The 23,437-nt window shown below is 43.7% G+C and carries 24 protein-coding genes; 5 read left to right on the plus strand and 19 right to left on the minus strand.

Annotated elements, in window-relative coordinates:
* Window positions 1-618: 618 nt before the first annotated feature.
* Window positions 619-1,638, minus strand: coding sequence for an outer membrane lipoprotein carrier protein LolA (locus NST31_RS07530; RefSeq protein ID WP_077111423.1), 1,020 nt, complete (start codon window positions 1,636-1,638; stop codon window positions 619-621).
* 297 nt (window positions 1,639-1,935) lie between these two features.
* On the minus strand, window positions 1,936-2,292 hold the full coding sequence (gene acpS / locus NST31_RS07535) for a holo-ACP synthase (RefSeq protein WP_077111424.1): 357 nt from the start codon (window positions 2,290-2,292) through the stop codon (window positions 1,936-1,938).
* Between the two features lie 96 nt (window positions 2,293-2,388).
* On the opposite strand from acpS, the gene NST31_RS07540 reads away from it, so the two are divergent.
* Window positions 2,389-2,991, plus strand: coding sequence for a rhomboid family intramembrane serine protease (locus tag NST31_RS07540; protein ID WP_077111425.1), 603 nt, complete (start codon window positions 2,389-2,391; stop codon window positions 2,989-2,991).
* Here NST31_RS07540 and NST31_RS07545 read toward each other — a convergent pair.
* The 5 genes from NST31_RS07545 to NST31_RS07565 all read right to left on the minus strand — a co-directional run bounded on the left by NST31_RS07545 (window position 2,969) and on the right by NST31_RS07565 (window position 9,233).
* Window positions 2,969-4,426: a PH domain-containing protein gene (locus NST31_RS07545; protein ID WP_339164810.1), complete on the minus strand. Its 1,458-nt coding sequence runs from the start codon at window positions 4,424-4,426 to the stop codon at window positions 2,969-2,971. The genes NST31_RS07540 and NST31_RS07545 overlap by 23 nt on opposite strands.
* Window positions 4,416-4,898 carry a PH domain-containing protein gene (locus NST31_RS07550; protein WP_077111426.1) on the minus strand — a complete coding sequence of 161 codons (483 nt, stop codon included), beginning with the start codon at window positions 4,896-4,898 and terminating at the stop codon, window positions 4,416-4,418. The genes NST31_RS07545 and NST31_RS07550 overlap by 11 nt, the downstream gene beginning before the upstream one ends.
* A 233-nt stretch (window positions 4,899-5,131) precedes the next feature.
* On the minus strand, window positions 5,132-6,574 hold the full coding sequence (locus tag NST31_RS07555; protein WP_077111427.1) for a DEAD/DEAH box helicase: 1,443 nt from the start codon (window positions 6,572-6,574) through the stop codon (window positions 5,132-5,134).
* Window positions 6,575-6,737: 163 nt separating this feature from the next.
* Window positions 6,738-8,126, minus strand: coding sequence for a UDP-N-acetylmuramoyl-tripeptide--D-alanyl-D-alanine ligase (gene murF / locus NST31_RS07560; RefSeq protein ID WP_205179581.1), 1,389 nt, complete (start codon window positions 8,124-8,126; stop codon window positions 6,738-6,740).
* Between the two features lie 12 nt (window positions 8,127-8,138).
* Window positions 8,139-9,233: a D-alanine--D-alanine ligase gene (locus NST31_RS07565; RefSeq protein WP_077111429.1), complete on the minus strand. Its 1,095-nt coding sequence runs from the start codon at window positions 9,231-9,233 to the stop codon at window positions 8,139-8,141.
* A gap of 257 nt (window positions 9,234-9,490) precedes the next feature.
* Here NST31_RS07565 and NST31_RS07570 point away from each other — a divergent pair, with 257 nt between their 5' ends.
* Window positions 9,491-10,657 (plus strand): dicarboxylate/amino acid:cation symporter, encoded by a 1,167-nt coding sequence (locus tag NST31_RS07570; protein WP_339164813.1) that lies wholly within the window; start codon window positions 9,491-9,493, stop codon window positions 10,655-10,657.
* A gap of 53 nt (window positions 10,658-10,710) precedes the next feature.
* Here the strand turns inward: NST31_RS07570 and NST31_RS07575 are convergent, their stop codons facing one another.
* Window positions 10,711-11,481, minus strand: a complete 771-nt coding sequence (locus NST31_RS07575; protein ID WP_339164815.1) for a hypothetical protein — start codon at window positions 11,479-11,481, stop codon at window positions 10,711-10,713.
* A gap of 376 nt (window positions 11,482-11,857) precedes the next feature.
* Between NST31_RS07575 and NST31_RS07580 the strand changes: the two genes are divergently transcribed.
* On the plus strand, window positions 11,858-13,153 hold the full coding sequence (locus NST31_RS07580) for a hemolysin family protein (RefSeq protein ID WP_205179577.1): 1,296 nt from the start codon (window positions 11,858-11,860) through the stop codon (window positions 13,151-13,153).
* A 582-nt stretch (window positions 13,154-13,735) separates the two neighbouring features.
* Here NST31_RS07580 and NST31_RS07585 read toward each other — a convergent pair.
* From NST31_RS07585 to NST31_RS07620, 8 genes are all read right to left on the minus strand, one after another.
* Window positions 13,736-13,885, minus strand: coding sequence for an Lmo0850 family protein (locus tag NST31_RS07585; RefSeq protein ID WP_205179575.1), 150 nt, complete (start codon window positions 13,883-13,885; stop codon window positions 13,736-13,738).
* A gap of 197 nt (window positions 13,886-14,082) precedes the next feature.
* Entirely contained in the window at window positions 14,083-14,271 is a 189-nt protein-coding gene (locus NST31_RS07590) for a CsbD family protein (RefSeq protein ID WP_077111434.1), read from the minus strand.
* 90 nt (window positions 14,272-14,361) lie between these two features.
* On the minus strand, window positions 14,362-14,880 hold the full coding sequence (locus tag NST31_RS07595) for a hypothetical protein (protein ID WP_339164817.1): 519 nt from the start codon (window positions 14,878-14,880) through the stop codon (window positions 14,362-14,364).
* Window positions 14,881-15,015: 135 nt separating this feature from the next.
* Window positions 15,016-15,429, minus strand: coding sequence for a ferritin-like domain-containing protein (locus NST31_RS07600; RefSeq protein WP_077111436.1), 414 nt, complete (start codon window positions 15,427-15,429; stop codon window positions 15,016-15,018).
* A gap of 960 nt (window positions 15,430-16,389) precedes the next feature.
* A complete protein-coding gene (locus NST31_RS07605; protein ID WP_077111437.1) occupies window positions 16,390-16,659 on the minus strand; it encodes a zinc ribbon domain-containing protein in 270 nt (89 codons plus the stop codon).
* 14 nt (window positions 16,660-16,673) lie between these two features.
* Entirely contained in the window at window positions 16,674-17,852 is a 1,179-nt protein-coding gene (fmdA, locus tag NST31_RS07610; protein ID WP_077111438.1) for a formamidase, read from the minus strand.
* A 186-nt stretch (window positions 17,853-18,038) separates the two neighbouring features.
* Entirely contained in the window at window positions 18,039-18,212 is a 174-nt protein-coding gene (locus NST31_RS07615) for a helix-turn-helix domain-containing protein (RefSeq protein WP_205179568.1), read from the minus strand.
* A 154-nt stretch (window positions 18,213-18,366) separates the two neighbouring features.
* Window positions 18,367-20,142: a sigma-54-dependent Fis family transcriptional regulator gene (locus tag NST31_RS07620; RefSeq protein WP_339164820.1), complete on the minus strand. Its 1,776-nt coding sequence runs from the start codon at window positions 20,140-20,142 to the stop codon at window positions 18,367-18,369.
* A gap of 204 nt (window positions 20,143-20,346) precedes the next feature.
* Between NST31_RS07620 and NST31_RS07625 the strand changes: the two genes are divergently transcribed.
* Both NST31_RS07625 and splB read left to right on the plus strand, forming a co-directional pair.
* On the plus strand, window positions 20,347-20,589 hold the full coding sequence (locus tag NST31_RS07625) for a transcriptional regulator SplA domain-containing protein (RefSeq protein ID WP_205179564.1): 243 nt from the start codon (window positions 20,347-20,349) through the stop codon (window positions 20,587-20,589).
* Between the two features lie 32 nt (window positions 20,590-20,621).
* Window positions 20,622-21,650, plus strand: coding sequence for a spore photoproduct lyase (gene splB, locus NST31_RS07630; RefSeq protein WP_077111441.1), 1,029 nt, complete (start codon window positions 20,622-20,624; stop codon window positions 21,648-21,650).
* On the opposite strand, the gene NST31_RS07635 is transcribed toward splB, so the two are convergent.
* Genes NST31_RS07635 through NST31_RS07645 form a run of 3 tightly spaced genes read right to left on the minus strand, consistent with a single transcriptional unit; the run spans window position 21,643 to window position 23,424 of the window.
* Complete coding sequence (locus NST31_RS07635; protein ID WP_339164822.1) at window positions 21,643-22,356, minus strand: ATP-binding protein; 714 nt, start codon at window positions 22,354-22,356, stop codon at window positions 21,643-21,645. The two genes, splB and NST31_RS07635, sit on opposite strands and share 8 nt — an antisense overlap.
* A complete protein-coding gene (locus tag NST31_RS07640) occupies window positions 22,353-22,841 on the minus strand; it encodes an ECF transporter S component (protein ID WP_339164823.1) in 489 nt (162 codons plus the stop codon). The genes NST31_RS07635 and NST31_RS07640 overlap by 4 nt, the downstream gene beginning before the upstream one ends.
* The gene (locus NST31_RS07645) at window positions 22,831-23,424 is read right to left on the minus strand and encodes a cob(I)yrinic acid a,c-diamide adenosyltransferase (RefSeq protein ID WP_077111444.1); all 594 of its coding nucleotides are present in this window, start codon (window positions 23,422-23,424) and stop codon (window positions 22,831-22,833) included. Before NST31_RS07645 ends, NST31_RS07640 begins: the two co-directional genes overlap by 11 nt.
* Window positions 23,425-23,437: the final 13 nt, after the last annotated feature.

Raw genomic sequence — 23,437 nt, forward strand, 5'->3', positions numbered from 1 at the left:
AAACCGTTCTATGATTGTAAAGAAACAATCACTGACACGCTGCCGTATCACCCACCACCTAACAAGCCGCGGGTCATACTTGCCAATTTCAGCGATACGCTATCAATATGATTGAAAAGCTGCTCAATCCTATGATATCAAAATATCGAGATGAAGCAGATGTGTTTGATCCAAGCCTTTTTCTATTATACCCATCATACGTTTCTCTTTTTAAATCAGCCAGAAAAAACTTTAGGATCCAAAGCGCAACATTTGCCCCCCCCTTCCTCCACTCGATATTTTCCCGCATAAAAAACACCTCTTCCTACGTGCCGATCCTTTAAATGGAGGCTGGAAGAGGTAAACTTTTTCGCCATATCCGGATTTAAAACTTCAAATGAATTACACTTTCTTTTTATAGGTGGACAAAAGAGCCCGTTTTAAAGAACCACGTCGGGATTGCGAGTGGCAGACGGTTTATCCTCTATAGCCGGGACACTTACAGCGAGCCGTAAAACGGACCGACATCCTGGTCATAGCATTTTTTCATAAAACATTCCCCCCTACAAATCTTACGGCAAAAAAAATCCCTTTCAGGTAGATATAACCTGAAAGGGAACAGAATATTTTTGCGGACCGTTATTTCTCTGAGTAGCCTTGAACTGAACGAGCAACACCCAATAACTCTTCCTGTGTCAAATCTTGTGACGCCAGCAAATAATCCACTCCGGCTTCGCTCCATACAATCGAATGGTCGTTCATCACGCCGACAGCAAACCCGAGATCCACCATTTCTCCGTCCATATCGACTGTTTCCATGGAAGCGGTTGGAATGACTTCCGCTTTTTCTTGAATCAGTGTAAATGATTTATTTTCACCTTCATAGGTCAATATCACACGCTTGCCCTCGTCAGTTTCGACGGATTTTTCATCGGCAAGACTCACACCCGGAATCTCGGCCATCGGATACTTCACTGTAAACTCTTTTGTGTTCAAATCGGCTAATACCGGAACTTCCAACTGTGCGCTCGTCATGTTTTTCTTCGTATCAAACGCATCATTATCAAATTTCGCGTCAAAATCGACTTTTGTGAATTCAACAGTGACGACCGGATTTTTATCCGTATCCATGACCTGCACACTAACCGGCTCCAACGTCTTTCTATGGAATGTAATTTCCTGCGATGGAAGCATTTTATTATTTTGGTAGCGTGTTTTTGTTTCAAAAATATAATGCTCTTTCGTCGATTTAAATTTCGCTTCCTGATCCTCTAGGACATCTTGGACAAGTGACTCATACAAATAAGCCTGACTGCTGTTTTTCGGCCAATCACTCTGGAAGCGATAACTTTTGTTCAAGGCAGGAGTCAATACGTAGACGCCGCTTTTATTACGAAGAATCATTTGACTCTGTTCTTTTTTGGCACTTTTCAAATGAATCCGGTAATCGCCCGGTTTATGATGCCAAACATCTATATCGTACACTTGCGGCTTACTCCCGACTTCCAGCGTCATCTTGGCCTTTGCCTTGTACCCTTTTAACTCCCCAACCTTTTTATCCAGCCCTTTTGTCACATCCTCCTTTGATTTTTCTCCACAGGCCGAAAGTACGAGCATCGCCAGCAACAATCCTGCAAATAGCCATAGCCCCTTTCTCATTCCTTCAACCCCTTCGTTGTCTCATTTACACATAAAAAGAAGAGAGGAAGCCGGAAACCCGGGATCATTGGCCATCATCCGTTTTTTCCCGCGAGCGCCCCGCACAACGTGGCAATCATTCCGGGCCCTGCCCCCTCTCTCCTGACGCATTAAAAATATATGAGACAACCGTGGACAATATGTCAAAAGAAAAGCCGCCAATTATGTGGCGGCAACGGAAAAGATTGTTTCAGGTTGAACTTTGCAGTCCGATAAGGTATCATTTGATTTTCCTATTTACGGTCCAGGAAAATGGGGTTATTGGCTATCTTCTATAATCACTTGTGCCGCGGCATACTGCTTCGTGTGCGTAATGGACACATGCGACTTCCCCATTGCAGGCTTCGCGATAAATGGCTTTCCGCTAGATTGCGACCCGATTTCAATGTCCATAAAGGATATACCCTTGCCAATTCCGGTTCCCAGCGCTTTTGCAAACGCCTCCTTTGCCGCAAACCTTCCGGCAAGGAATTCTGTTTTCCGCTTTGCGGGCAAGGTATCATATTGCATAAGTTCTTTTTGAGTTAAAATTCGCCCTGGAAACCGAGGCTGGCTCTGCCTAAGCCTCTCAATTCTGTCTAGCTCCACAAGGTCCAGACCGATTCCAGCAATCACGGCTGCACATCCCTTCTACTATTCGTCTCTGTTTAATATAATGGGAGAAGCAATATACGTTTCATTTTTTTATGAAAAATCCGAAAGGAGACACATATGTTTGTCCGTACCGAGTCTTTTAAACAGTTTAAGCAACTTTACCCGGTTGTTACCACAGTTGTCGCCATTCATTTGATCCTTTTTCTATCAATGAAGCTTCCGCTTCTTCCCAACAAGCTGATTTTCGAATCGCTCGTGGGTGTTAATATTTACATTGGCATGGGCGAGTATTGGCGGCTTGTAACCCCCATTTTTCTGCATGCAGGCTTAGCCCATGTTTTATTTAATTCTTTTTCACTTGTGCTGTTTGGCCCCGCTTTGGAGCGTGCTCTTGGAAAATGGCTGTTTGTTTTCGTCTATTTGGCCTGCGGAATTGCGGCCAATATTGCCACTTATTTGCTGAACCCTCCGTACTATACCCATCTGGGGGCGAGCGGTGCGATTTTCGGCCTGTTTGGAATCTATTTGGCTATTATTGCATTAAAAAAAGGAGCGATGCCCCCGCAAGGCAAGCAAGTGATCCTGCCAATGGCCGCGATCGGGGTCATCATGACATTTTTTCAATCAGGCATCAATATTACGGCCCACATTTCTGGCCTGATTGCCGGTTTTTTGATCGGCGCATTATTAATTCAGATCAAGCCTGTTCGCTTTTGGTAAATTCTCGATGGCTGTACCACTTATATATTTCTTGGGCAGCCTCCTGTTCTATATGGGGAATATGCCCCCTTTCAAACGCTTCTCCCGATTTTACCTTAGCTTCCACACCGGCAAGATCGGCACGATCTTGAAACCAGTTGACGCTCATGTCAAAGGCTTGAATCCGGTTCTTGTTCATGAGTACCGTGTGCTGTTCAATCGTTCGGAACCGCATCGTCAACTGCCGGCCATGGATATTCCAACCGGCTGAACGAAATTGGGCATACCCCCAGACCGCCGCTCCTCCAATCAAAATGCATGCCAGCAAGCCATACGGCCAAAAAGTGGCTGACAGTACAATGGTTGCTACGAAGGCGATAAGGACTTTAACAAATAAGTATCGCCTTAGAGATTTCTTTGGAGCGGGCTTCAAATCGGTCACAAATGAAAACTCCTGCAATACCTCTCCCAAAATATCGGGAATCTGGCTCTTTTTCACAACAGGCAAAAGGTCAATAGATGAGCTGTCCTCTTCCATGACAGTTCCTCCCGCACTCTCGATTTTCACACTCGCATATCCAAACGGCTGGCGAATCGGACTTTCCGTAATCTTCAATGCTTGAATCCGGTGCAGTGGAACAGTCGTCGTTCTTTTTTCGAGCAGCCCGCGTGTAATGATTAAATCATTTTCCACTTTTTTAACGGTAAAGTCATTGTACTTAAAGAAAGCTATTAATACGGAAATAAGCCAGGCAATGACCAAGACAACAAACACGATCGCCGATATAAACAAGACCCCGTAACGAATCAACTCCTGCATTTCATTAAATACCTTTTCATACGGGATGAAGTCTTCAAATTGGAAAATAAAAGCCAGAAAAGCGGAAATCACCACTCCGGCCCGTCCCGAGGTAGTAGCCAGAAAAAACAGTTGAGGCGTAGTGATTTTATAAACGACCTCTTCAATCACTTCTTCTTCCACATCTTCCGCATTCTTTCCCCGCTTGGCATCCGCAATGATTTTTTGCAAAGCGGCGGCCTCTTCTTTGTGAATGGCAGTCAGTTCCGCCTCCGCTTTATTGTCGCTGGAAGCCGCTGTTTCCACCTTTACTTTTACAAGCTGAAAAGGACGGTGAAAAATGCCTTCCGAAAGATCCAAGCTTTGAATCCGTTCAAAAGGGATGTATCTTTTCTTCCTTACGAACAACCCTTGGGTAATCCGTAGTTCTTGGTCTTCAAGCCAATAAGTAAAACGAAGCCATTTTATAAAGCCGGAAACGATCATCGTCACGATTAAAAGGATAAAAATAAAAAGCGGCACTTTATTCCAAAAAGAGTCATCACCTGAATTTCCAATGATAACAAATAAAATAAAGGGAATGATCAATTCTTTTAAGGCACTCATGATTTCGTAAAAAATAGTAATGGGATGGAGACGTTTTGGTTCAGACATCATCTTTTGCCACCCTTGCCAAAGCCGAAATCAAACGGCGTAATTCCTCCGCTTCCCCTACATCGACTGCCGGTATTTCATGTGTGGTCGCCGCAGTCGAAATAGAAACGGTCGCTAAATCGTATTTTTTTAAGAGCGGTCCTTGTGAGGTATCGACATGTTGAACCCTCACCATCGGAACAAGCGTCCGGTGTACAAAAATGACGCCGTGCTGCAGCTCCAATTCATGCTCATTTACCTCATACCTCCAGCGTTTCCAACGGATTGAAGGAATGATCCAAACGGCGCTGACTGTTTCTATCAAAGCCAGCAGGCCGGTTACTACAACGATCCAAACAGGCCAATCCAAGAAATAAGCCGCTACTCCCACACCAATTGCAATCGCCCATGCGATAAGCGAAAAAATGACGCCCATCATCCTCCATACTTTTAATCCGCGCTTCGATATTCGTTTTGCCGGTATAGTGATCTCCATGAAATTCTCCCCTCAGTTTGCATCAATACATACGAAATGATCGTACCATGTCATTGCCTATTTTACATCTTGCACAATAAAAATGTAGCTAATTTCCAACAAAAAAACAATCGGAAGATTCAAACCCTCCGATTGTTTATAACATATGTTGACCGCCTACGCTTTTTGAGCGTGTTCTTATATGCCGCCTCTTGCACGGACGGTTATAAGCGAGTAAATATTGCGTTTCTTACTTAATAAGATGTTCTGCGGCCGCTAGGACGGCGCTGCGGTTTCCGGTGGCCCTTGTATGATTGCTGCCCCGGCTTTCCGCGTCTGCTTCGCCCTCCGCCGCCAAAATGCTCCCTTTTAGAAGGAAGCGGACGTTCTTCCGAAATATGGACCGGCGTTTTGTCCGGTTCCTTTGTGATGACTTTGAGCGCAGCAGCAATGATTTCAACAGGATCATCATGCTCAGTCAATAAATCTTTGGCACTCGTTTTATACTCATCCAAATCGCCTTCCTGAATTGCTTCGCTCAGTCTTTCCATCGCGATGCGCTGCTGTCCTTCGAGCGCCTCATCCCAGGTTGGCGGGCGCATCGGCTGCATCCGTTTTTTCGTTGTCTGTTCGACAATACGCAAATAACCCATTTCCCGCGGGCTGACGAATGTAACAGCCATCCCTTCTTTTCCGGCCCGCCCTGTCCGGCCGATCCGGTGAACATAGCTTTCCGGATCTTGCGGGATGTCATAGTTATAAACATGCGTGACACCCGAAATATCCAGGCCCCTGGCGGCAACGTCGGTCGCGACCAGGACGTCGACTCTGCCTTCTTTAAATTTTTTCAAAACGGATATGCGCTTCGCCTGGCTTAAATCACCGTGAATTCCTTCTGCTGTATAGCCTCTGACTGTCAAGGCGTTCGCCAGCTCATCCACACGGCGTTTCGTCCGGCCAAAGACGATGGCCAATTCGGGTGATTGCACGTCAAGAAGCCGGGAAAGAACGTCAAATTTTTCCCTTTCAGGCACCTTAATAAAATATTGTTCAATTAAAGGCACCGTCATCTCGCGGGCTTGAACCCGAACTGTTTCAGGCGATTTCATAAACCGTTCGGCAATCCGGCGGATCGGGTCCGGCATCGTTGCTGAAAAAAGCAACGTTTGCCTTTCATCCGGAACGGTTTTCAATATGGCTTCAATATCATCAATAAAGCCCATATTCAACATTTCATCTGCTTCATCCAAAATAAGCGTATGCACATTGTTCAGTTTGAGTGTTCTCCGGTTGATATGGTCAAGAATACGCCCCGGAGTTCCAACGATAATATGCGGGCCTTTTTTCAATGCGCGGATTTGGCGTTGAATATCCGAGCCACCGTAAACGGCAAGGACTCTTGCACGGGAATCCATACCGATTTTATATAGCTCTTCCGATACTTGAATCGCGAGTTCACGTGTCGGAGCGATAATGATCCCTTGAACCGTCGGGTTTTTTGTATCGATTTTTTCAATAAGGGGAATACCAAATGCGGCCGTTTTTCCCGTACCTGTTTGGGCTTGGCCGATCAAATCTTTCCCTTCCTTGCTGAGAGGAATTGTTTTTGCCTGTATCGGTGTCGCTTCTTCAAAGCCCATTCTATTGACTGCTTTTAAAATAGCCGGGCTTAAATTCAAATCTGAAAACTTCGTCAAAGCTTCTCAATCTCCTTTAAAAAGTATGAGGCAAAATGCCCCACTCACTTTAAGAACCGCTGCAAAAAATTGTAAACGATGTGCTTATTCTATCATTAAAACGAGTCGATTACAATTTTTTGCGACAAAGCCTTTCAGGCATTTTACCATGATTTGTATAATGTTATTCGTCAACTTCCAGCGTCAAAGCTTCCACAACTTTTTCCATTTTCATGCCTCTGGAAGCTTTTACCGCTATGATTTCTCCTCCTGTTAGCTTCTCTTGAAGGGCGGCAGCCAGCTCGTCTTGATCTTGGAAAGAAAATACCCGCTCTTCCGGGAAGTTTTCTTCTGCCCCCTTCGCAATACTTTTCCCTAACCTTCCGTATGTATAAACATACGTTATTTTTTCGGGACTGATTTCTTCGCCTATTTCCCGATGGAATTTTTCTTCATCTTCCCCGAGTTCCAACATATCGCCCAACACGAGTATTTTCCTTCTTTTTTCATCCATTGATTCAATTAATCCAATCACCGCACGGAGTGCTGTTGGGCTAGAGTTGTAGACGTCATTTAAAATGGTGGAACCTTTCGGGCCTTTTCTCCATTCCATTCTCATCGTAGACAGTTTTACAGATTTCAAACCCTCTTTTATATCAGAAAATGGGACAGAGAATTCTCTAGCCGCATGCAGGGCAGCCATGGCGTTCATCATATTATGCTTTCCTGCTATCGGAAGAAACAATGGTTCATCTGGATAACTGGAAACGACAAAAGTGCTTCCTCTTTCTTCCATTTGTATATGTAGCGGATAAAGATCATTGTCCGGCGTTTCTCCAAACGTTTTGAGCCTTGTCTGTTTTAACCTGCTTGCTCTTTGCACAAGCAGCGGTTCATTTCCCGGATAAACGAACAGACTGTCTTCTTTCAGTCCTTCCGTAATTTCAAACTTTGCATCAGCAATGGCTTCCCTTGACCCAAGATCTAGCAAGTGAGCTTCTCCGATATTGGTAATAATCGCCACATCCGGTTTGGCAATATCCGTTAAAAGGGAAATTTCCCCTCTTCCACTCATGCCCATTTCAAGGATGGCAATCTCCGTATCTTCTCTCAAAGATAGAATCGTAAGTGGCAAACCGATATGATTATTCAAATTTCCTGCTGTTTTTTGCACACGGTATGTTTCGCCCATCACAGATGCCGCTATATCTTTTGTCGTTGTTTTTCCATTGCTGCCGGTAATACCGACGACCTTGGCAGGCAGTTCGTTCCGGTAGGCCTTGGCCAGATCCTGCAGCGCTTTTAAAACATCTTTTACCACAATCAGCGGATATCCTTCCGGGGGATGGGGAACGTCCTCTTGCCATAGGGAAGCGGCGGCTCCTTGTTCAAAAGCTTTTTCAACAAATTGGTGGCCGTCCGAATTATCGCCTTTCAAAGGAACGAAAAGGTTGCCGGGAATGATTTTTCTGGAATCAATGGAAGCTCCTTTCAACATAACATGGGCATATGGCGAAAGGTCGTTCATTACATTGATCATGGTGGAGATCTGTCCTATCGTTCTTTCGATCAACGGAATACCTCCTTAAAAAGTATGGGTAATCTTTTGTTTTTCCTCAAAACGCTCTATGCCCAAGTCAATGAGACGCTCAATCAGTTCAGCATATGGAAGACCAGTGTGTTTCCAAAGCAGCGGGAACATGCTGAACGGTGTAAATCCGGGCATTGTATTCACCTCATTGATCAGTACCTGGCCATCTTCTGTTATAAAAAAGTCAACCCGCGCCAGCCCTGAACAATCCAATTCTTTATATGCGGCAATCGCCATTTCACGGAGCTCCGCATACTGCTCTTCGGAAATATCGGCCGGAATGACAAGTTCGGTCGATCCGTCCTGATATTTTGCCTCATAATCGTAAAATGCTTTTTTAGGAACAATCTCCCCCGCAACCGAGCAGGAAACTTCATCATTTCCAAGCAGGCCAATCTCAATTTCGCGTGCCGTTACCCCCTGCTCAATGATGATTTTGCGATCATAGCGAAAGGCCTCTTCAAATGCCGCAACCAATTCTTCCCGGTTTTCACATTTGCTAATGCCGACACTCGATCCGAGATTGGCCGGTTTTACAAAACACGGATACCCAAACCGGGCTTCCACTTCATTATAAGCGGTATCGCGGTCTGCTTCCCAAACGCTGCGAATATACGAAACATATTTTACTTGCCGCAGCCCCGCCTGTGCGAACAAATTTTTCATCGTCACTTTATCCATCCCGGCAGACGATGCAAGCACGCCATTTCCCACATATGGAATATTCAACACTTCCAGTAATCCTTGAATCGTGCCGTCCTCTCCATTCGGACCGTGCAAAAGCGGAAAAACAACATCGTAACCAGACTGAAGAGAAGATGGAATCATATCTGTAGATTTATGTGAAAGCTGATCTTCACCAGTGCTGCTCAGCCCTTCGTTAGAATTGTTATTTAAAAGCTGCAGTTGGGCAACATCTGTGATTGTGTCTGTAATTTTCGATCCTTCGGCCCACTGCCCTTGCTTGGAAATATAAATAGGATAAATATCAAACTTGTTTTTATCAAGCGCTCCGATCACCGCTTTGGCTGTTTGCAGTGAAACCTCATGCTCTGCGGATTTTCCTCCATATAATAAACACAATTTCATTGCTTCTTACATCCCCTATCTTCATGACATGTCTTTTATTTTAACATGATTTGCCGAAAAACAAATGGTTTTCATCAGCCCAGTTTAAAATATGCATTTGGGCAAGCAGGCGTGCAAAGCCTTGGTGTTCAAGAAGGGATTCACTATCATTTTTCCAAAATTTAAAACTAATCGAAATCCTCAAAAATTATGCTATAATAATGCAGACGCCACTCTCACGTTCCCTTAAAAAAAGATTTTTATAAAGGAGGTTTATCTTGAAAAAGATTGGTTTATTGCCCAGAATTATCATCGCGATTGTCCTCGGCATTTTGATTGGTCTTGTTTCTCCCGAATGGCTTGTGCGTATATTTGCAACATTCAACGGACTCTTTGGAAACTTTCTTAACTTTATTATCCCATTATTAATCATTGGATTTATCGTTCCCGGAATTGCGTCCGTTGGAAAAGGCTCGGGAAAACTGCTGGGGTTTACGGCTGGGATTGCTTATCTTTCCACCATTGGAGCCGGACTGCTCGCCTTTCTTACAGCTAAAATACTATATCCCAACTTGTTGAACAATCAATCTGTCAAAGAGTTCACCAACCCGGAGGAAGCACTGGCATCACCCATGTTCACCGTTGAAATGGCACCAGTGATGGGAGTCATGTCGGCATTGCTATTCTCATTTGTAATAGGAATCGGTATTGCCGCTCTCAAACTCGAAACCATGTTAAAGTTCTCCGAGGATTTTCGATCCATCATTCAATTAACGATTGAAAAGGTCATTATCCCATTACTACCTGTCCATATATTCGGCATCTTCGCCAATATGACGCATGCAGGACAAGTTGGAGCTATTTTAAGCGTCTTTATAAAAGTATTTATCATGATTATCCTGCTTCACCTAACGTACCTAATGATTCAATACACGGTTGCGGGCACGACAAGCAGGCAAAATCCGTTTTCGATGTTAAAAACGATGGTCCCCGCCTACTTTACAGCCCTGGGAACACAATCATCTGCAGCAACGATTCCGGTGACATTAAAACAAGGCAAAAAAATTGTAAAACGAGAGCGCATTGCTGATTTCGCCATTCCACTGTGTGCTACGATCCACCTGTCGGGAAGCACGATCACCATTGTCAGTTGTGCCATGGCTGTCATGTTTATGCAGGGTCATACCTACACATTAGCATCTTTAATGCCGTTCATTTTGATGCTTGGAATCACAATGGTTGCCGCTCCCGGCGTTCCAGGCGGAGCCGTGATGGCAGCGGTTGGCCTGCTGGAATCAATGCTTGGATTCGGACCGGCAATGACCGCCTTGATGATCGCCCTTTACATCACGCAAGACAGTTTTGGAACTGCGTGTAATGTTACAGGGGATGGAGCTATCGCAGTGCTCCTTGACAGTACGGTAGACAAAAAAGCAACGGCTTAAAGCCGTGTAAAAGAGGAAAAATGGGCGGAGAAATGCGACTTCCCGCCCATTTTTTAATAGATGATCGCCTGCCATTCACTGTTTCTTCGGTCAAGGACAAGCCTTCCCGCAGGTGCTCTCCTGCTTCGAACCTCAAATTCCTCCATCATTTCATCCATGTCCTGAAAGTCACCCATCACCCAAATCGGAATAACGGCTCTTTGCCTGTCAACGGTGACTTTTTCAAGGGAAAAAGCGAGCCCTTCACACATGAAGTCAGTATATACTTGTAACACTTCAAACGGGACCGGAGGAATGGATCGGCTCCGCAATCTTCCAAAAAATGAACGCTCTCTTTTCGGACTGATCTTGGTGGACAACACACCCCCAAGCATGCCGTAAAAGTGCTCCCAGTGTTTATAATAAGTTCTATTGAAGAAGCCGTCTTCCTGGGTAAGATAGGCATACTGGTTTCCAAGAATTCGATAAAATGGCGGCCTGAGCGGAGCTTTCATATGGCTTAAATACAAAAGCTCCGCCAATGATTGGCTTTCCATTTCATTTAAATCATCCTCATCCGTAAAATCAATCCAGCAAAAATCACCATATCGATCGACATGATCATTCATCAGTTGCTGAATGCTATCTTCCGATGCGTAATGAAGAAGTGTATGCATATTAAAATATCCGTCCTCAAATTTATGCTTCAATAGCAAAAGATTCGCAGGCTTAAATGGAATGCTGTCCATAAACTCTGGAAACTCAATCCCATATGACAATACATACTTGTGCGTATAGTTCATATGTACGTATATTACATTTTTACCGCCAGAATGATTTCTCAACGATACATCCTCCACATCAGATTAACGATGAACCTATTGGTATATCTATATAATAGCAAAAATAACTTGTTGTAGTATTACATATTTACTACAAATTTCACCAATTCAAAAACCAATAGTTTACAGGCGTTCCATTTGGGGACATGTCAACATTGAATACGTGTATATCAATTAAATGGAAATGGGGCGTTTTTTATCACAAACAACTTCTTCCAGGAAACAAATTCCTTTTTGTGGAAAATAACTAAAAAATCTGCCGGAATCATGATAAGAATCTCCATTTAGAGGGTAAAGTAGGGATACAACGAACAGACTTTTCCAATAGGAGGTGAAGTCCCATCCGGATGAAAAAAGAATCCGGTAGTGGGATGCTCCATTGCTTGTTATCAACATTTTACTCGTCATCTTACTCATTGGTTTAACAGCATTTTTCGTAGCATCAGAGTTTGCCATCGTAAAAGTCAGGAGTTCACGCCTCGATCAATTGATGGCGGAAGGAAATAAAAAGGCCGCTATAGCCAAGCGCCTTGTGGCAAATTTAGACGGTTATTTATCAGCAACCCAGCTGGGCATTACCGTAACTGCCCTTGGACTTGGTTGGCTTGGAGAGCCAACGGTTCAAGTCATCGTAACACCTATCTTTGAGAGCCTGAATATACCTGAGCCATTGTCAGGAGTCCTTTCTTTTGTCATTGCCTTCAGCCTGGTCACATTTCTCCATGTCGTAATCGGAGAACTCGCTCCAAAAACATTTGCCATCCACAAGGCAGAAGAAATTACTCTTGCGGTGGCGATACCGCTTATCTGGTTTTATAAAATCATGTTTCCCTTCATTTGGCTGTTGAATGGAGCGGCACGCCTAATAGTGGGGTTATTTGGAGTCAAGCCCGCTTCGGAAGGAGATATTGCCCATTCCGAAGAAGAACTCAGGATTATTTTATCGGACAGTTTAAAAAGCGGGGAAATCAATCAGTCGGAATATCAGTATGTGAATCGGATTTTTGAATTCGATAACCGGGTAGCAAAAGAAATCATGGTTCCAAGAACAGAGATCTTGACAATTGATAAATCAGCCACTGTTAGTGAAATGATGAAAATCATTAAGAAGCAGCGTTTTACCCGCTATCCTGTTATTGACGGAGATAAAGACAACATAATTGGGGTCGTCAACATCAAAGAATTTCTAACCGACTGCATGGAAGACAATTGCACTGACAACCAGCCGATTTTACCATATGTAAAGCCGGCCATCCGTGTCATTGAGACAATCCCGATCCAACAGCTCCTTGTTAAAATGCAAAAAGAACGAAACCATATAGCTGTTTTATTTGATGAGTACGGAGGAACCGCAGGCATTGTGACGGTTGAAGATATACTAGAAGAGATTGTTGGAGAAATCAGAGATGAATTTGATGAAGATGAAATGCCATACATTCGCAAACAGGGGGAAAAACATTACCTGCTTGATGCCAAAGTTTTAATAGAAGAAGTGAACGATCTTTTGGCGACCCATATCGAATGTGAAGATATTGACACCATTGGCGGCTGGCTTTTAACACAAAAATACGATTTGCAGGAAGGGGATGTAATCGAAGCGGAAGGATATCAATTTCATGTAAAATCCATGGACGCTAAACATATTCATGTGATTGAGGTAACTCCTTCTGGATGACCATTTTATTACCCAGGAAATGATGCATTTCGACAAAATGATTATATAATATTAATGTGGAAAGCACCAAAAAACGCATGAATAAGGGGCTGGGACAAACCCTGTAAAATGAAATAAATCGCATGGAATCAAGTTTAAAAACCTTGATTTCACGCGGTTTTATTCTCACGATCTTTACGAATATGAATCAGCTTTTAATTTATGTCCCGGCCCCTATTGTGTTAAAAAATCCCTATCATCGCTACATCAACATATTTCGCTTTCCGCAGGTCTCTTCAGCTTTCTCGGATAGCAAAGGCCGCTTTCCTGCGGGATCTTCAGCTCGAACTATTCCCGCAGGAGTCTACCTATTTTGACTACGCTAAAAGCTTACGCATTATACACTGGGACAATTTATCCCGCTTGTAAGGTGCCGCAAGACTTCCACTTCAAAATCTTGAGTGAATACAAGAGAAAACGGCACCTAAATGCCCGATTGGTTCAACTAACATTCAGTAGGAGCCCTACTGAATGAAGTTTCACTTTATTGTTCGTTTTTTCATCAGCTGATTTTGTTGTGTCCCAGTCTCTACTACTCTATATCTAAAATTGGCATTCAGTATAACCTGGCATTGTCTCGATTTCAGCAAAGACTTCCATTAGTTCAAGCCTTGACTTCGTCTTTGAAATGTTCACTCCCATCTCCATAAGACTATTGATCATTTGTTCCAATTGCTCATGATCTCTTTGCAAAAAGACCACCTCATTTAGAATTTCCACTAATGACATTTTACCTTAAATTTTATGTAGTGTGTATCGCTTACAAAATAATTCACAAAATTTCTATCAAATGTTAAAAGTTTTCTTTATATATCCCCTATTTTTTATCGAATAAACCTGTTTTTTTGAAAAAGGGCTATTCCATCAATATGCTGGAATAGCCCTCCCTTTTATTCGCTTGGGTTCATATCCGAAAAGCGGTCTTTTGCTTCTTCATATTTTTTCTTTGCTTCTCCTTTTGCCTTGTCCCATTTTCCTTCCGCCTGAAGCCGCTTGTTATCCGTCGCTTCACCAAAAGTATCTTTCGCTTCGCCTTTCACTTTATCCCAAGTTCCTTCTATTTTTCTATTCTTGCTCATAAGGTTTCCTCCTTTTAAAAAAGAATTATATTTTATACGTACCCGCTGTAAAAAACGCAAAACCAAATAGAGCAAACGAATCCGTTTGCTCTATTTACGGAGATATTTTTTTTCCGAGAAGGTCATGAATGAACGAAAAAACGCAATGGCTCTTCTTTTCTTTTTATTTCGGCTTGCTTCTAAACGTTCAAGCAAAAGCTGGTCACGTTCTCGATCCTTTATTTTTTCGGCCAGTTTTTCTACTTTCATTGTCAGCTTTTCATTAATATTTGCCAGTTCGGCTTGTTTTTCTTCTAAATAATGGATTTTTTCCGTCAACTTTCCAATTGTTATTTCTTTTTCTGCACTAGGGAGAACCTGCTCACCCCGGCTGGCCACCTGTGCTGCTGTAGCTTCTGCCGCCTGCTCCACTGTCCAGCCTTCCTTGGAAATGCTGTCGATCATTTCTTTTATGTTATCCAAATCCTTTTTCCGAAAAATCCGTCCGTTATTTGCTCCACGTTGAAAACCGTAACCCTTTGACTCCAGAATGACTGCATAATTTCTGAGGGTGCTGACCCCAATTCCCAATGCCTTGGCTGCCTCGGAAGTAAATACTTCTTTTTCCACAACAGACCCTCCCCGATTTTCACTTGTACTAATACATATTCTTCATTCGGAAAGATTGTCCTCTCTCTAATAATGTAGATTGGAAGGAAGTTTTGTCACGCCCTTTTTCAAAAAAAGACAAGGAGAGCACTTTTTTTACATAAGAGTCAACAGCGATAAAAACCAAACTGCATGGTTCTGCTCATCTGCGGCGGCCCTTCGAAACACATGCCTCATATATGGGTGGTTTGCCCGATCCGCGACATGAAGATAAAAATCAACGGTGTCTTGTTCATCTTCAAAAGCGAACCTTAATCCCTCACGATATCGATCCGGACATGGTTCGCTTATCTCTGGTACTGGTTGACGTTTGATAAGGAACATATACAGTGCAGAAAACTCATGAAAATGCCGAATTTCATCTTCCCGAATCTCCGTTATGATCTTTTTTTCTTTCTTTGTCGGTGCCATCTCGATCAGTTTCGTATAACACTGTATGGCGCTGTACTCCCCATTGACAGCTCTTGCAACCTCCTTCAAAAGTCCTTGGTCGACCGTAAAACTTTTCAACGGCTATCTTCCTCTCTTTTTTTCTGTTGTATCATATGCCGTCGCTGTACCAAGGTGCTTGCCCGAAGCACAAGGAGCTATATGCGCCAACATTTTGCCGCTATCTACAAGTAAGCAAGAAACATCAGCCACTATTCGTCTTTTTGCTGAATGAGGAATTTGTTAGGAGCGCCAAGGTGGCAGAGCTGATAACAGTCCCAAAATGAAATACAGGCATCCGTTTCGATCCTTCATGGAACAATACACAAGGCGTCAGAGCTCGTTTGTGAAATGTTAATGGGCGCTTTTTAGTATAAAGATCAATGAATGAAAATAAGTTGAAGCAGATCAGTTTTTCTGATAAAGCTTTTTAGAAGACAATAGTTGCACCATTATAATAACGATGCTTCGTTATAAATAGTGAAGGGAGACGGTGGAAGGCGTTAGGCGTTAATAAGTTTATGAGGTTGAGAAACATACAATCCAAAGGACATATCCAGAACATTAAATTTTCAGATTTTACTCATCATCATTACTCACTTTGATTTTATGCTAGTGGAGTCAAAGGAGAGTGTCCATGTCGGCCTTTGAACGCTCTCCTCTTGCATTTAAAACTTTGACATCATCTTCTGATCCTTACTTATGATGATGGAACTGGTTCCAGTAAAAAACAGCTGATTGCTTTATCCTTCTTATTCTCACCCTGAACGAGTAAATTCAAGTCTATGGCATGTACATTCTGCCCGCATACTCTCTCATTTTTTCTCCCAGAGTGCTATTTTGAATACAAGATAAGATATCTTACTGCAACTAAAAGGGATTGCATGAGAATAATGATTTTTAGGAGTTCAAGCCGTTTAACACTTTATGTAGCAAGCGACGGTTCCCGCCATAAACAGATAGGAGCGATGGTCACTACATTCCAACGCTCCTCTGGACTACCTTGTTTGGCCACGGTGAAAATACCCGATCATCCCATTATCAAACCTGCCAAGGGCGATTGATGGATGGCGTCCTTTTTCTTGGGATGCTCGGGCCAAGTTCTTTTCGACTCATCCGCCTTGGTTCCATGCCATTTTCAATTCTCGTTTTCAAAACTTGCGGCATGGAATACAAGTTTGGCGGTAAAAATACCCGTTTTGCCAGCATTCCGCATTCCGGACATCCGGCACTCCCCCGGTTCCCCTCCATGTTCCGAAAAACCAATGTAAACTCCCCGCAATCATTGCAACGAAATGTATAGCTTGGCAAAATATTTCCTCCTGTTATTTCGGCATGATGTCTTTTTCAAATATTTGCGTTGGTATCGCAACCGTACAACAAGCGTTCGGAATATCGACAATGCCGGCGACATGGCCTTCAACCGGTGCCGAACTGAGCAGCATGTATGCCTGCTCACCTGTATATCCAAGTGTTTTTAAGTAGTCAATCGCGTTTAGGCATGCCCTCCGATAAGCGATGTTGGCATCCAAATAGTGTTGTTTTCCATCTTTTTCATCAACAGAAACGCCTTCAAAGACGAGAAAGTCGGTGTAAAGAGGATCGACAGGCCCCGGTTTGAAAACAGGGTTGTTTTTAATCATATATTTTTCCATTCCACCTTTGATGACATCGACCTTCAGGTCGATCCATCCCGACATTTCAATTCCGCCGCAGAATGTAATTTCCCCGTCCCCTTGCGAGAAATGGAGGTCTCCCACCGACAACTTTGCTCCGTCCACAAACACCGGGAAGAAAATTCTGGATCCTTTCGACAAGTTTTTGATATCACAGTTTCCGCCGTTTTCCCTTGGAGGCACGGTCCGTGCACCTTCCTTGGCTACCCGGTCAAAATCGGCACCTTTGAGTGTTCCTAAAACGGCGCTTTCAGGTGTTGGCAAATTGGCAAGCGGCGGCTCCCGATCGGGATTTGTTGCCTTTAATGCTTCCTCTCTCCTGTTCCACTCGTTCAGCAGTTCCAGCGATGGCGCCACTCCGATGAGACCCGGATGAATGATTCCTGCAAACTTAACCCCAGGCACATGGCGTGAAGTTGTATAAATCCCTTCGAAATCCCAAATGGATTTTTGCGCTTCCGGAAAATGGTCGACGAGAAAGCTGCCACCGTTTTCTTTTGCAAAAATCCCATTAAATCCCCATTCATATTCCTGAAAAGCGCCTATATCCAAAATATCAACGACCAACAAATCTCCCGGCTTTGCCCCATTTACGTAAACTGGCCCGCTCAACACATGAACGCGTTCCAGATTTACGTCCCTTACATCGTTAGGACTGTCATTATTTTGAATTTGACCATCCGTCCACTCCTTGCACTCCATCCGAAATGCCGTTCCCGGATTGACCGAAAAAGCGGCCGGGATATCAGGGTGCCACCGATTATGTCCCGGGTGAGCCTGTCCCTCCATTGGTTTGCTAAGATCCAGCTTAAACATTGTCTTGGGCATGCTTACTTTCCTCCCTACATAATTTTCAACATCTTTAAGAAAAAATTGTGCAACTACATTATATTATAAAGTTTCAAAAAATTATATCGTTTTCAAAAACACTTCCCCATGACGATAACCCGGGACCGCTTAAACGTCTTTTGCTCGACTATGACACTTCGTTAAAAAATGGGGATATAAAATCAATCATTGCCTATCGACGAAACCCATACCTTTCAACTGCCTGTATAAAGTGCTTCCCGCTATTCCCAAGTGTTTTGCGGCCAAGCTGTAATCGCCGTTGCAAAGCTGGATGGAGCGAATCAGCGCCTGTTTTTTAATCTGTTCCTTTAATGGGACCTCCCCATTATACTGGGGCATCAGTCTTCCAAATAAAGTGAAACTTCATTCAGTAGGCGTTTTCTTCCATCTCCTACTGAATGTTAGTTGAACCAATCGGGCAGTTAGGTGCCGTTTCTCCCACTTGGACATTTTGTATTCACTCAAGATTTTAATGTGGGAGTCTTACGGCACCTTATATGCGGGATAAATCTGCCGGCAACACTTCCATGCCAAGCTCACATCCGCTCATTCTGACCAAGGCCATCTCCAATATATGTTGGAGCTCACGAATATTGCCGGGCCACTCGTATAGCTGAAGCGTATCGTAAAATGAAGGAGATACCTTGATAAAAGGCTTGCCCCATCTCTCTGCCCATTTTTCAATAAAATGGGCGGCCAGTAATGGAATATCTTCCCTTATTTCCCGGAGAGGCGGAAGATGAATCGGGATGACGTTCAGATGGAAAAATAGATCTTCCCGAAAATTCCCTTTCTCTACTTCCTCATGCAAATTTTTATTTGTCGCTGCGATAATTCGAACATCGATTGGAATCATCTTATGGCCGCCAATCCGGACAACTTCTTTTTCTTGTAAAATCCTTAGCAGAACCACTTGCATTTCCAAAGACATTTCACCAATTTCATTTAAAAAAGCCGTTCCCCCGTCCGCAAGTTCGAACTTTCCCGAACTGCCGACTCTCCGTGTACCCGTAAAAGCGCCATCCTCATAGCCGAAAAGCTCACTGCCGAGCAAATCACGTGGAACGCCGCCGCAATTGATCACAATAAATGGTTTATGTTTTCGCTTGCTTTCGTTATGGATCGACTGCGCAAAAATGTCTTTGCCTGTCCCACTTTCGCCAATGAGCAGCACGTTGGAATCAGAACGGGCGGCCTTTTTGCCTTCCAGCTTACTTTTCCGGATGATTTTGCTTTTACCAACAATATCTCGAAATGTCACTTTCTCCTGGCTGCCTGAAAGCGGATCGATGAATGGCCTTGCTCTTTGAATTTCTTTTATCGTTAATAATTTCCCGATTTTTTGACTATGTTGAAAGATCGTTTTGGAGGTAAGCAACACATGAGTCTGTTTTAGATTGTTTAACAATTTTAGTTTTATTTCTTGATGCAGGTCATTTGGAATAGCTGGCAAATCATAGAAGATGCGATTTATAAAAATGTCCGTAACATGCTTTCCGAGCAATTCATGTTCTTTCTTTTGGATGATCCGCTGCAACACTCGATTCGTCTTGATAATTTTCCCATATGTATCAATGATGATCATTCCCTCAGCAAACGTATCCGTCGTGACTTCCAAAAGTCGGTTCTTCACTTCGTTGCCTCTTGATTTTTCTAACATTTGTAATTGCTTCTCGATGGCCTCTGCAGAAGGAACAACCAAACCAAGCGTGTGGGGATGAGCTTTCCCTCCCAGCCCCGACATATTCAAAACGCCAACCATATTTCCCGCAGAATTGCGGATCGGAGCTGCGGAACACGTCCATGGATGGCTTGCTTGTATATAATGTTCGAACTCCCAAATTTGTGTAGGTTTTCCTCTTGCGATACAAGTGCCAATCCCGTTGGCCCCCTTTGCCTCTTCGCTCCATAACGCCCCTTCCAGAAATTGAACTTTCTCGGCCAATCGTAACGGCTCCTTATCACCCAGCATTTTGATAAGACGGCCATGTTCGTCACACAGAATAACAAGAAAACCCGAGCCTTTGACAATGGAAAAAAGATGTTCCATAAGCGGGAGAGAAATGCTGATAAATTCCTTTTTCTTCAACTGCAGACTTTTCAATTCACTAGGCGACATCACATTTGTTCCCCTATGGATATACGGATCCACACCATAAGCTTTTGAACGCAGCCATGCCTCCCGTACCTCTTTTTTGACAGCTCTATGGAGCTGTCCATGCCAAACAAAGTCCTCCCAAAGCTCCTGCATCAACTTTCTTTTTATCAAATAGATCACCTCAAAGATATCTTATTTTCATTATAGATTGATCTTTAAGAAAATTGAAACTTCTTTTTATGGCCAAAAAGAACTAAAAGTGCGCTAGGTCTTTTATCATGGTTTCATTTTATCATTAAAGAAGCGAAAAAAGTAGCTATTCTGTATGGAACAGTCCATCCAAGCCATAATAACGTAAAAAGGAGAGAATCTTTCATGAATATATTTGAACCCCCGTATTCTCCCGGAGACATTGTTTATGTCCTGTACCGCAACCCCCATACGCAAAACGTTGCCATGATTCAAGAGGCGGCCATTGTCAGCGATCCCGATCACCCGGGCCAACTTGCCGTTTTCCTGTACGAAACGTACTATCCGATCACGGAGGATATGGCAATTTACCGTACGGAGGAAGAGGCTGAAAAAGCTTATAACTACTACTTTGGCTCAGTTGAATAATTTTTCATACAAACCTAAAGGAGGGATAGCAAATGGTGAAGCCATTTATGCCGCAACTTGTATACTTCGAACCAAAAGCAATGGAATATCCACTTGGGGAACAACTGTTTCAAAAATTTACCGACTTGGGAACAGAAATCCGGTATACGACCTCACACAACCAAATCCGTAATTTGCCGGGAGAGAATGATTTTCAAAGGTACCGGATTGCCAAATCAACACTCGTTGTCGGGTTGAGAAAGACGCTAAAATTTGACACATCCAAACCATCTGCCGAATATGCCATTCCATTTGCAACGGGTTGCATGGGCCACTGTCATTATTGTTATTTACAAACGACGATGGGCAGCAAACCTTATATTCGAACGTATGTCAATGTCGATGAAATTTTACAGGCGGCACAACAGTATATTGATGAACGAACCCCTGAAATTACAAGGTTTGAAGCATCCTGCACATCAGATATCGTCGGGATTGACCATTTGACGCATACGTTAAAAAGAGCAATCGAATATTTCGGACAATCGGATTTTGGCAGGCTTCGGTTCGTGACAAAATTTAACACCGTTGACCATTTGCTTGATGCCAAACATAACGGGCGGACCCGTTTTCGCTTTAGCATGAACGCGGAATACGTGATCAAATATTTTGAACCGGGGACATCCCGGTTACACGAGCGGATTGAAGCCGCCGCAAAGGTCGCCCACGCCGGGTATCCCCTTGGCTTCATCATTGCGCCGATTTATTTGCACGAAGGTTGGCAGGAAGGTTACAGGCAGCTTTTCGAACAACTGAGTGCCGAACTGCCTGATGAGGCGAAAAATGGAGTGACGTTCGAATTGATCCAGCATCGCTTTACAAAACCGGCCAAGAGAGTAATTCAAAAAAATTACCCGATGACCAAACTCGAACTGGATGAAGAAAGACGCCGTTATAAATGGGGTAAATACGGCATTGGTAAATATATTTATCCGAAAGAAGAAGAGACAGAAATGAAAGAAACATTGTTCAAGTATATCGAAACATATTTCCCGGAAGGAAAAATTGAATACTTTACGTAATCACTTGTACCGGGTGAAAGAGTCGCCCGGCGCGCATCCGAATGTTGTCTTCTGCCGCAGCGTCATATACGACAATAAAACAAGTCGATGGACCCGCTGTTTTTTCCATGTTCAATGGAGAGGAAAACTGTAAAGATTGGGCCGCAAAAAGCTCCCTCAATTCATATAAAATGCCTTTGGAACCGACGGGAACGATGGCAAGCACCTTTTTTTGACGTGAAAACCATTGAAAAAGACGTAGCGGCGCCACATCTCCGTTACATTCAATGACCTCATTCCCGACTAGCGGTTTCCCTATGACTGCCACTTTCATCTGTTCCGTCAAACACAAGGGAGCTTCCTTCCGTTTCTCTCTTTTACCCAGGACAGAAATGCCAACAGCTGACTGACTTAAGGAAAAATTTGTTTCCGTACTTCCGGTTATAGAAAGCTCCTCCAAACCCAATTCTCGAATCCCTTTTGTAATCCCCTCCTTAAGAGAAAACCAGGCACAATCTCCGCAAAAGTTGTAAAGAACAACAGAAAACGGGACAGCTCCTGCCGACACGCACTCCATAAAAGCGACGCGAAAACTGTAATAGGACACAATCTCATAGGGAACAGCCACTTGATCGTCCGGCTTCATTCCGATCGCCCCGCTGTTGTCACAAGCCACAACAAGTTCCAGCCTGTCATTAAACGGAATGATAGCAACATCTCTCTTCATCTTGCTGATCCCCAAATCCTTTTTTGGAAAATGCCTTCAAACCTTGGAATAATGAGAAGCGCCGCAATAGTGTTGCATGCCGCACCAAGGAGCAAAGAAGGAACAATGGCTACGTAAAATGCTGTGTTGAAAAGAAAAATCATAGGCAAAGGAGCGATCAGGCTGTTGCTTAGGATAAAAAGGATGGCCGCCGTTTTCCTTTTGCCGCTCCGGTATACCCATGAAAACATCCAGACGATCACTGCCATTTCTAGAGCAATGATAAAATGCACCGGTCCCAACGGCATCCCGGCAATTAATGCAGATAACAGGTGGCCGAAACCCGCCACAAAACCGCCCGCCCTTCCGCCAAGCAATGCGGCCGCAAGGAGTGCCGGGAAGGAATCCAAAGCAATGCTTCCAACAAAGGAAGGAATTTTAATCGAAGCCCCGATGACTGACAGAGCCAGAAACAACGCGAGCAAGCTGATCTTTTTAACGCTCATCCTTCTTCCCCTTGCGCTTTCCGTCACGGAATACGTTCGCGCTTCTGACATACTCGACATCTGGCACATTCAACCGGAAATTAATAACCCGGGCCAGCGCGAAAAAATAATCGGAAAGCCTGTTCAAATATTGCAAAGTGACCAGAGAAAGAGACTCGTCTTGCTTCATTAACTTCACAACAAGCCGTTCCGCCCTTCTCGTCACAGTTCGAGCGATATGAATGGATGCGGCAGGCTTCGTGCCCCCCGGTAAAATAAACCGCTCCAATTTTGGTGCTTCTTCAACAAGCTTGTCGATCCTCTCTTCTAAGTATGTGATCGCCTCTTCCGTTAACTTCAAAGGCCGTTTTTTCGAAACACTGGCCAAATCCCCGCCACAATCAAACAGTTCATGCTGAATTTTTTCCAGATCATCCAGAACATCCGCAAATTGGTTACGATCAAGCTCCGCCATTGCCTGCCCGACAAAACCATTCAACTCATCGACCGTTCCATACGCCTCCACCCGAATATCGTCTTTATCAACCCGGCCGCCAATAATGCTCGTTTTTCCTTTGTCACCCGTTCTCGTATAAATTTTCAACACTTTCCCCTCC

This window comes from Siminovitchia sp. FSL W7-1587 (assembly GCF_037963795.1).
Lineage (GTDB): Bacteria > Bacillota > Bacilli > Bacillales > Bacillaceae_C > Siminovitchia > Siminovitchia thermophila.